Source organism: Aquisphaera insulae, from assembly GCF_011064615.1.
Lineage (GTDB): Bacteria > Planctomycetota > Planctomycetia > Isosphaerales > Isosphaeraceae > Aquisphaera > Aquisphaera insulae.
Window position 1 is genome coordinate 1 of the sequence record NZ_JAALJH010000162.1, and the last position, 8,902, is coordinate 8,902.

The following is an 8,902-nucleotide window of genomic DNA, read 5'->3' on the forward strand; positions in this document are numbered from 1 at the left end:
CATGGGCCGCCGCACGGCCTGCGATCTCGCGCAACGATTCCGGGACAAGGTGTCCAGGTCGTCCAGGCCAACGTTTCATCGCGCCAGCCTCGCCCTGCCCCCTCCTAACCACCTGGCTTAGCCATCCTCTCAGGGCAGGGTCTTCAACAAACTTGCCTTTCGCCGGGTCGACTCCGGAAGTTCACCTCCAGGGCTGGCCGATCGGTCGGGGTCGGCGAGCCCCTTGCGGCCGCTTAGGGCTCAAGCCGATCAACCTGCACGGCCGATAGACCGGTTAGGATAGTTCGGACCGGAAGTCCCTCGACCGGGGGGCCCCGCGCCGGCAGCTTTCGAGAGCCAGGAGAGCGGCTATGTGGGAGCGGATCCTAAAGACCGTCCAGCTCGGGACGAGGCAGGCCCAGCGATCGTCGGCGAATCCGGCGGCCGCGGGGCGCCGGCGGCCGCTGGTGGAGATCCTCGAAGGCCGGCAATTGCCCACCGCTTCGCTGGGAGCCCTGAGCAACCTGTCGGTGCCGGCCCAGATGGGCTATCAGCTCCCCCTCGACGGCAGCGGAAACACCAACGGCACTCAGACTTACACCGTGACCTCGGATAATCCGAAGATCGCGGTGTCGGTGGCCCAGGGCCCCTACTGGACACTCAACGTAAGCCACCAGGCCGCGTCCAGCTCGGACATCGCCTTCACCGGCTCCATGGTCTTCCAGCTCTTTGCCGACCTCACGCCGAACACCGTTACCCAGATTTCCAAGTTCACCAGCGACGGCTTTTACAACGGCAAGAATTTCGCCCGGGTGATGAACAACTTCCCCGGCACCACGGACTACATCGTCCAGGGTGGATCGGTCAATCAGGACGGCTCGGGGACCAGCCCCTACGCCAATTTCGCCGACGAACTGGTCCAGCCCATCGCCTTCACGGGGACGGGCCAGCTTGCCATGGCCAACTCCGGCGTCGGCACGAACACGAACAATACCCAGTTCTTCATCACCACGGGGACGCCGACGTTCCTCGATTACAAGCACACCATCTTCGGTCAGATCGTCTCCGGGTCGGACATCCTCGGCAAGATGACCCAGGTCCAGAAGTCATACAACTCCGTTTACAACGAGACCTCGCTGCCGACCGACCCGATCCTGATCAACTCCGCGACGCTCTCGTCCAGCAACGTCAACGGCGTGGTCCACATCGACACGTCGTCCGCGCTGGCCGGCCAGACCGCGAACATCACGGTCACGGCCACCGATCCGACCGACGGCACGACCCGGACCGAGGTCTTCAAGGTCACGGTCGGTTCCTACACCGGGCCGACGAGTCCGACGATCAACTTCGTCCCCCTGGCCAACGACGTGTCGACGTCCACCCAGGGCGCCACGCCGGTGACCGTGAAGCTCAACGGGACGAGCGGTTTCCCGAATACATCGACCCCCGGCACGCTCTCGTACTCGATCGTCTCTCAGCCCGCGCATGGGACCCTGAGCGGCCTGAACGCATCCGCCGGGACCGTGCTCTACACGCCCAATGCCGGCTACGTGGGGGCGGACACGTTCCAGTACAAGGTCAGCTCGACGGGCCCGAACTCGTTCCCGGCCACGCTCTCCAGCCTGAACGCGACGGTGAGCGTCAATGTGGGGGTTCAGGAAGTGAACACCGGCGCCGTGAGGCTGCTCGACGACGTCCTGATCGTCTCGCCGCAGCCGAAGGTCGGCGGCGGGAGTGACACGATTCGCATCCTCCAGCAACCGAGCTCGACCCCCTCGGGCGGGGAAAAGATCGTCGTCCTGGTCAATGGCCAGGTCGACCGGATCCAGCCGACCACCAACTCGCTGATCCAGATCGTCGCCTACGGCACGAAGGCGAACACCCACATCACGGTCGATTCGAACGTGACCGTGCCGGTGACCCTGGATGGGGGCCACGGTCGGCGGAACTCCGTGCAGGCCGGCGGCAGCGAGTCCCTGCTCCACGGCTGGTTCGGCCGGACCCGGCTCATCGCCGGCGACGGGCCGAATCAGATGATCGGCCGCAAGGGCCGGGTCCGCTTCAAGGCCACGTCCGCCACGGTGCTGGCCTACGCGGGCAACGCCAATCCGAATCGGAGCAACCTGCACCCAACCCCGCCCGGCGGGACGTACTACCGATTCATCCGGGGACGACTCGTCGCCGTGAAGAGCACGTGACGGATCGCCCCCGGCCCCGACCGACGGTTCATGACTCAAGACGCACACCATGATGAAATCCCTGCCGATCGACGAGCGGATGCCGGAGATCCTCCGGGCGCTCGCCGACCATGGACGGATCGTGCTGACGGCCCCCCCCGGCGCGGGCAAGACGACACGGCTGCCTCCGGCGATCGTCCGGAGCGGCCTGCTTGCCCCGCCGAATGACAGGGTGGTCGTCCTCCAGCCCCGCCGCGTGGCCGCCCGCTCGACGGCCGCACGGATCGCCGCCGAGCAGGGTTGGGACCTCGGCGACCAGGTCGGCTACCAGGTCCGGATGGAACGCCGCGTCTCGGCACGGACCCGCCTGATCGTCGAGACCGAGGGGATCCTCAACCGCCAGCTCCAGTCCGACCCGTTCCTGGAGGGGGTCGGGGCCGTGGTCCTCGATGAGTTCCACGAACGAAGCATCCATTCCGACCTGGCGCTCGCCCTGCTGAAGGAGGTCCGACGGGAGGTCCGCCCGGACCTGCTCCTGATCGTGATGTCCGCCACGCTCGACGCGGAGCCGGTGGCCACGTTCCTGGAGGAGGCTCCGACGCTCCACGTCGACGGGCGAGCATTCCCGGTCGAGGTCGAGTACCGCCCGTCGGAGCGGCCCGCCGGCCCGGACGCGGTGGTCCCGGTCCTCCGCGACGTCCTGGAGGCACCCGGCGATCGCGGGCATGTCCTCATCTTCCTGCCCGGAATGGCGGAGATCCGCAAGGTCCGCGCGGCGGCCGAGGGGGCGGTCCGCGAGGCCAGCGCCGTCCTCCACGTGCTCCACGGATCGATTCCCGCGGAGGCGCAGGATCGGGCCCTGCGCCCGTCGTCCGAACGGAAGGTGATCCTGTCGACGAACATCGCGGAGACCTCTCTGACCATCGACGGGGTGACCACGGTGATCGACAGCGGCCTCGCGCGGGTCGCCCATCACGACCCTCGCCGCGGGTTCGACGGTCTCGACCTGGCGAGGATCAGCCTGGCGTCGGCGGCCCAGCGCGCCGGCCGTGCGGGGCGGACCGGGCCCGGGCGATGCATCCGTCTCTGGCCGCCCCGCGAGGAGCGCGGGCGTGCCGCATTCGAAACGCCGGAGGTCCATCGCGTCGACCTCTGCTCGACGGTGCTGACGCTCCACTCCTGGGGCGTTCGCGACCCGACGGCGTTCGCCTGGTACGAGGCCCCTGCCCCGGACCGGCTCGAGGCGGCGGATCGCCTGCTTGTCCTGCTCGGGGCCGTCGATGCCGACCGAGGGACCCCGACGGCAGTCGGCCGCAGGATGCTCGATCTCCCCGTCCACCCGCGGCTGGGACGCCTGCTGCTCGCGGCCGCCGACGCGGGAAGGCCGGACGAGGGGGCCGCCGTCGCGGCCCTCCTCTCCGAGAAGGATATCGCCTCCCGTGGCGATGAGTCGCGGTCGAAGGATCGCGTCCGGCCCGACCGAGCCCGGGGGACCTCCGACCTCCTGATCCGCCTGTCCATGCTCGAGGACGCCGAGCGCGCCCGTTTCCATTCCGGGCTCCGCGAACGTGGCATCGATCCGGCCGCCGCACAGCAGGTCGCTCGCTCCCGGGACGAGCTTGCTCGGCTGGTCCGTCGCCGAAGCTCCGCACCGCGAGATCGGGGCCCGGCATCGGACGGCGACCTCGATGACGAACCGCTCCGCTGGCTACTCCTCGCCTACCCCGACCGCCTGGTCCGGCGCCGCGGGGCAGAGGAGACGGGCGTGATGGTCGGCGGCCGCGGGGTCAGGCTGGAGCCCTCCTCGGTCGTCCGCGAGGACGAGCTCTTCCTCGCGCTCGATCCCAGGCAGGAGCGGCGAGGCGCGACCCTCGAGCTCAAGGTGAGGATCGCGAGCCGGGTGAGACCGGAATGGCTGGAGGAGCTCCTGCCGGGCCTCCTCCGGCGCGAGCTATCGACCCGCTATGACCCGGATCGGGACCGGGTCGTCGGGATCGGCCGGCTCTGGTTCCTGGACCTCGTGATCCGCGAGGACGACAGCCGCCGGGTCCCCGCCGAGGAAGCCGCCGCCGTTCTGGCATCGGCACTCCGCCCGAAGGCCGCCTCGATCTTCCGCGATGATCCGCCCGCCGCCTCCTGGCTGGCCCGATTCGACTTCGTCCGAGGGGCCGTCCCGGAGGTGGATTGGCCGCAGATCAATGAGGAAACGCTCGCGGACGGGCTCGTGGACCTTTGTCGCGGGAAGACCCGGGCGGCGGAGGTCGGGCACGCGGACAAGGTCGGCTTCCTGGACGGGCTCCTCACCTACGCCCAGCGCCGGGAAATGGCCGAGGGCGCTCCGCGGACGCTGGCCGTGCCGAGCGGCCGTGAGATCGCGCTCAAATACGAGGCTGGGCGCCCTCCGGTCCTGGAAGTCCGATTGCAGGAGCTGTTCGGCTGGTCCGAGACGCCGAGGCTGGCGCGGGGACGCGTGCCGGTTTTGCTCCACCTGCTGGGCCCGAATTACCGCCCGGCCCAGATCACGTCCGACCTCAGCAGCTTCTGGGCGACGACGTATCACCAGGTCCGCAAGGATCTTCGTGCCCGCTACCCGAAGCACTCGTGGCCCGAGGATCCCCTCCAGGCCCGGGCCATTGCCGGGCCGAAGAAGCGCGAACGCTGAACCGAGGCTCGCGGCTCAGAACGAGACCTGGGGGGCCTGGCGTTCCTTCTCGGTTTCGAGCTCGAAGAGCTGCGCCGGTGCAAAGCCCATGGCGTTGGCGACCAGGTTGGTCGGGAAGCTCTCGATCGTCGTGTTGTAGCTCATGACCGAGGCGTTGAACATCTGACGGGCCGAGGCGATCTGATTCTCGGTCGAGGCCAGCTCCTGCTGGAGGGCGAGCATGTTCTGGTTGGCCTTGAGGTCCGGGTAGGCTTCCGCCACGGCGAAGAGTCGGCCGAGCGAACCGCTGAGCTGGCTCTCGGCCGCCGCGAGTCCGGCCATCGCCGACGCGCTCGCCGGGTTGGACGTCGCCTGCATCGCCGAGACGGCCTTGTTGCGGGCCTCGGTCACGGCCTCGAGCGTCCCCTTCTCGTGCGCCAGATAGCCCTTGGCGGTCTCGATCAGGTTGGGGATCAGGTCGTGCCGGCGCTTGAGCTGGACGTCGATCTGGCTGAACGCGGTCCTGAAGCGATTCCGCAGGGAGACGAGGGAGTTGTAGGCACCGATCATCCAGAGGAGGGCGAAGACCACGACGAGAGCGACGATCCCGATGAATCCCCAGAAGCCGGGCATGGATGCAGTACTCCGCGATCGAATGGACCTGAATGCCTTCCGGAGCGGCCCGAGCGAGCCGTATCGTTCCCGTGTCGGGACTTATCGATCTTGGGCCATGTAGGCATGGGAAACAAGGGGGGAAGGGGCAAGTCCATCGCGATTTGGGTGCGACTCCCCCACGAGGAGCGGCGAGGGGACCGGTCCGGCGTGCATGGAAGCCTCAAGCCAAGGGCGAGAACGCGCCGATAGTCTTGGGCGAGCCCGCCGGGATGGGTCAGTTCGCATTCCCAGGATCGGCGTCCTCGCGTAGGATGAGCCGCGCCGCAAGGTCAGGAAGACCGCGGCCTTGTCGTTGGCCGGAAGGATCTGCCCACCGCCATGAATCGGCACGCCGGGGGACTATCCGCCGCGTGGCTCGTGGTCGCACTCGCGATGCCGGGCTGCGTCTCGATGCGCATCAATGCGCCTTCCCCGGACCTGCGGCCCTGCACCGACGGCTATGCATACACGCAGGACGGCTGGCGGCTGGGCGTCCGCCACTACCGGCCCGATCATCCGGATCCAAACAAGTTGCCGGTGATCCTATGCCACGGGATGGGGCTTAACGCCACGTTCTGGACGCTGACGGACGATCACCTGCCGGCCCAGCTTACGCATCACGGCTACGAGGTCTACGTCTTCGACATCCGAGCCTCCGGGGAGAATGGGAAGCCGGGCCGGCAGGATCGAATCAATCGAATCCTCCGCGGGACCCCCTTCCGGGAGAGCGGCGAGAGCAACTGGAGCATCGATGAGATGGTCCGGTTCGACATCCCGGCCGTGCTGGATTACGTGGAGCGAGACAGCGGCCGGCAGCAGGTCAACTGGATCGGCCACAGCCTGGGGGGCATGGTCGCCTACCCCTTCCTCGAGCTGAACGAGCGGCCGGAACGATTCGCGAATTTCGTCGGGATGGGCTCGACGATCATCCAGGCGAATGTCCCCCAGACGAAGATGCTCCGGGCCAATGCGGCGATCCGCGGGCTGCTCCGCGTCGCCAGCCCCGGCCGGCTGGGCCGGCCGCTCATGTACCACCGCTTGCCGGGCATGGAAGGCATCGACCGATTCTACTACTCGGCGGAAAACGTGGACCCGCGGACGATCTCGCGCTATTACGCCTATACGCTCGAGGATCCGGGGCCGGGGCTCCTGGCCCAGTTCGAACCCTATCTGAGGGACGGCCACCTGCTCTCGTCGGACGGCCGGATCGACTATGCGGCGCGGCTCGGCCAGATCCGGACGCCGACGCTGATGGTCGCCGGGGCGGCCGACCTGATCTCGGACGTCCCCTCGACGCGACTGACCTTCGAGGCGCTGGGTAGCGCCGACAAGACCATGTACGTCTTCGGCAAGGCGAATGGCCACGTCGCCGACTACGCCCACTGCGACCTCGCCTGGAGCCGGCACGCGCCCCACGAGATCTTCCCGGTCCTCATCGAGTGGCTGGATCGGCACCAGCCCGGGGCATCTTCCGCGCTCCCGGGCACGGCGCTTTCGTTGTCCACGAGCCGGAGCGGCGAGACGCGGCAGATCCCCCGTTCGGTTTCAGCTCACCCGGGGCCGCAGGTAGGCGTCGATGCAGATCCGTGACCAGGTCTCGAACTCGTCCTCGCCCGAGTCGAGGTCGTCGATGGCCACGAACTCCGCCTCGGCCAGCCCCTCCTCGCGCGCATGGACGCGCGGCGATTCCAGGTCCAGCACGTGCACGACGCCCAGGTGGACGGACCCCACCGGGGTCGAGTCGTCGTTGATGAGGCCGACCAGCCTCATGGTCCCGGGGGCGAGGACCTCGACCTCTTCCTCGAGCTCGCGCCTCATGGCGATCTCGTAGGCTTCGCGGCTGCAGCGCCCGTCGGCGTCCGCTTCGGCGACGTGTCCCCCGACTCCCAGCGATCGCTTGCGATGGAGCCTGGCCTCTCCCTGGCTCTTGCCCCGCGTGTAGCAGAAGACGGAACCGGCGGACCGGAGGATGACATACGGTATGATCTGCTTGAACCCGGGATCGTCCTCGACCTCCGACCGGGCCCGGTACGACATCAGCTCTGGGACCAAGAGCGCCGTGAGGTAACGCTCGGCCTCGCCGTCGAAACCCTGAAAGCGCCCGAGCCTGTCCAGCTCCTCCGCGGGGACAACCAGCACGCGCTCGCTCGACGGGTGACTCACCGGCGCACCTCGGACATTGGGATTCTGGGCCGCTGCCACGCAACGAGCCGGAAGGGCATGATCCGACCGTCTAATATACACCGGATCGCCCACCGGCCGATCGAGAGAATGGGGGGAATTCGACCATGAGATGCCTGCCTCCGTGGCCCTTCCTGGCCTTGCTCCTGTCGACCGCTCCGGCCGTTTCGCAGGAGGCAAGGGGCCCGCTCTTCGGTGGCGCGGTCTGCATCGACCTTTCGAATCCGTCGGAGGCGGGCCGTCGGGTGGTCGTCGATCGCGAGCCCGGACGCTATCTCGGGCACCCCACGACCGTCCTGCTGGAGAACGGCCGGACCATCCTGGTCGTCTATCCCCGGGGCCACGGCAAGGGCCCGATCCTGATGAAGCGGAGCGGTGATGGGGGACGGACCTGGTCCGACCGACTCCCGACTCCGGAGAACTGGCAGACATCCCTCGAGACTCCCACGATCCACCGCGTCATCGACGCCGCCGGCACGAAGCGCCTGATCCTGTTCTCCGGCCTCTACCCGATCAGGGAGTCGGTCAGCGAAGACGACGGGGCCACGTGGACTCCGCTGAAGCCCATCGGCGAATTCGGCGGGATCGTCGCGATGTCGAGCCTCGTGCGGCTCGCCTCCGGGGATTACATGGCCCTCTTCCACGACGACGGCCGCTACCTCCGAGACCGGGGCATCGGACGCGGCGGGGGGAAGGAAGGGGCGTTCACCGTCTTCAAGACCCTCTCACGCGACGGCGGACGTTCGTGGACCGCCCCGGAGGCGATCTCGAGCAAGCCCCCGCTCCACCTCTGCGAGCCCGGGGCCATCCGCTCCCCGGACGGACGCCAGCTCGCGGTCCTGCTCCGCGAGAACTCGCGGAGGCGGAACTCCCACCTGATCACGTCCGACGATGAGGGCCGCACCTGGAGCGAGCCCCGCGAGCTTCCCCGATCGCTCACCGGCGATCGTCACGTGGCGAAGTTCGCGCCCGACGGCCGCCTGCTCGTCTCGTTCCGTGACACGGCCGCCGGCAGCCCGACGGCCGGCGACTGGGTCGCCTGGGTCGGGACGTATGACGACGTGGTCAAGGGTCGCAACGGCGCCTACCGGGTGCGGCTCATGGACAACCGGCACGGCTGGGATTGCGGCTATGCCGGCGTGGAGACCCTCGCCGACGGGACGTTCGTCCTGACGACCTACGGCCACTGGGATGCGGACCAGCCCCCGTACATCGTCTCCGTCCGCTTACGGCTGGACGAGCTGGACGCCCTGGCCCGGGGATCGTCGAA

6 protein-coding genes are annotated in these 8,902 nt (G+C 68.3%); 4 read left to right on the forward strand and 2 right to left on the reverse strand.

Annotation, left to right across the window (positions count from 1 at the left end; genetic code table 11):
- Positions 1-350: 350 nt before the first annotated feature.
- Together G6O54_RS35900 and hrpB are read left to right on the forward strand one after the other, a co-directional pair.
- On the forward strand, positions 351-2,177 hold the full coding sequence (locus G6O54_RS35900) for a peptidylprolyl isomerase (RefSeq protein WP_165235511.1): 1,827 nt from the start codon (positions 351-353) through the stop codon (positions 2,175-2,177).
- A 49-nt stretch (positions 2,178-2,226) separates the two neighbouring features.
- Positions 2,227-4,818 (forward strand): ATP-dependent helicase HrpB, encoded by a 2,592-nt coding sequence (hrpB, locus tag G6O54_RS35905; RefSeq protein ID WP_250847244.1) that lies wholly within the window; start codon positions 2,227-2,229, stop codon positions 4,816-4,818.
- A gap of 15 nt (positions 4,819-4,833) precedes the next feature.
- On the opposite strand, the gene G6O54_RS35910 is transcribed toward hrpB, so the two are convergent.
- The gene (locus G6O54_RS35910) at positions 4,834-5,430 is read right to left on the reverse strand and encodes a LemA family protein (RefSeq protein WP_165235514.1); all 597 of its coding nucleotides are present in this window, start codon (positions 5,428-5,430) and stop codon (positions 4,834-4,836) included.
- 360 nt (positions 5,431-5,790) lie between these two features.
- Between G6O54_RS35910 and G6O54_RS35915 the strand changes: the two genes are divergently transcribed.
- Complete coding sequence (locus tag G6O54_RS35915; RefSeq protein WP_165235517.1) at positions 5,791-7,041, forward strand: alpha/beta fold hydrolase; 1,251 nt, start codon at positions 5,791-5,793, stop codon at positions 7,039-7,041.
- Here G6O54_RS35915 and G6O54_RS35920 read toward each other — a convergent pair.
- On the reverse strand, positions 6,997-7,614 hold the full coding sequence (locus tag G6O54_RS35920; protein ID WP_165235520.1) for an NUDIX domain-containing protein: 618 nt from the start codon (positions 7,612-7,614) through the stop codon (positions 6,997-6,999). The genes G6O54_RS35915 and G6O54_RS35920 overlap by 45 nt on opposite strands.
- 125 nt (positions 7,615-7,739) lie before the next feature.
- Here G6O54_RS35920 and G6O54_RS35925 point away from each other — a divergent pair.
- Positions 7,740-8,902 (forward strand): sialidase family protein (locus G6O54_RS35925; protein ID WP_165235532.1); only part of this gene is annotated, 1,163 nt, incomplete at its 3' end.

What these genes read in the sequence shown, in the direction of transcription:
- G6O54_RS35900 (WP_165235511.1), top strand. Translation starts at nt 351, where the DNA reads ATGTGGGAGCGGATCCTAAAGACCGTCCAGCTCGGGACGAGGCAGGCC.
- hrpB (WP_250847244.1), top strand. Translation starts at nt 2,227, where the DNA reads ATGATGAAATCCCTGCCGATCGACGAGCGGATGCCGGAGATCCTCCGG.
- G6O54_RS35910 (WP_165235514.1), bottom strand. Translation starts at nt 5,430, where the DNA reads ATGCCCGGCTTCTGGGGATTCATCGGGATCGTCGCTCTCGTCGTGGTC.
- G6O54_RS35915 (WP_165235517.1), top strand. Translation starts at nt 5,791, where the DNA reads ATGAATCGGCACGCCGGGGGACTATCCGCCGCGTGGCTCGTGGTCGCA.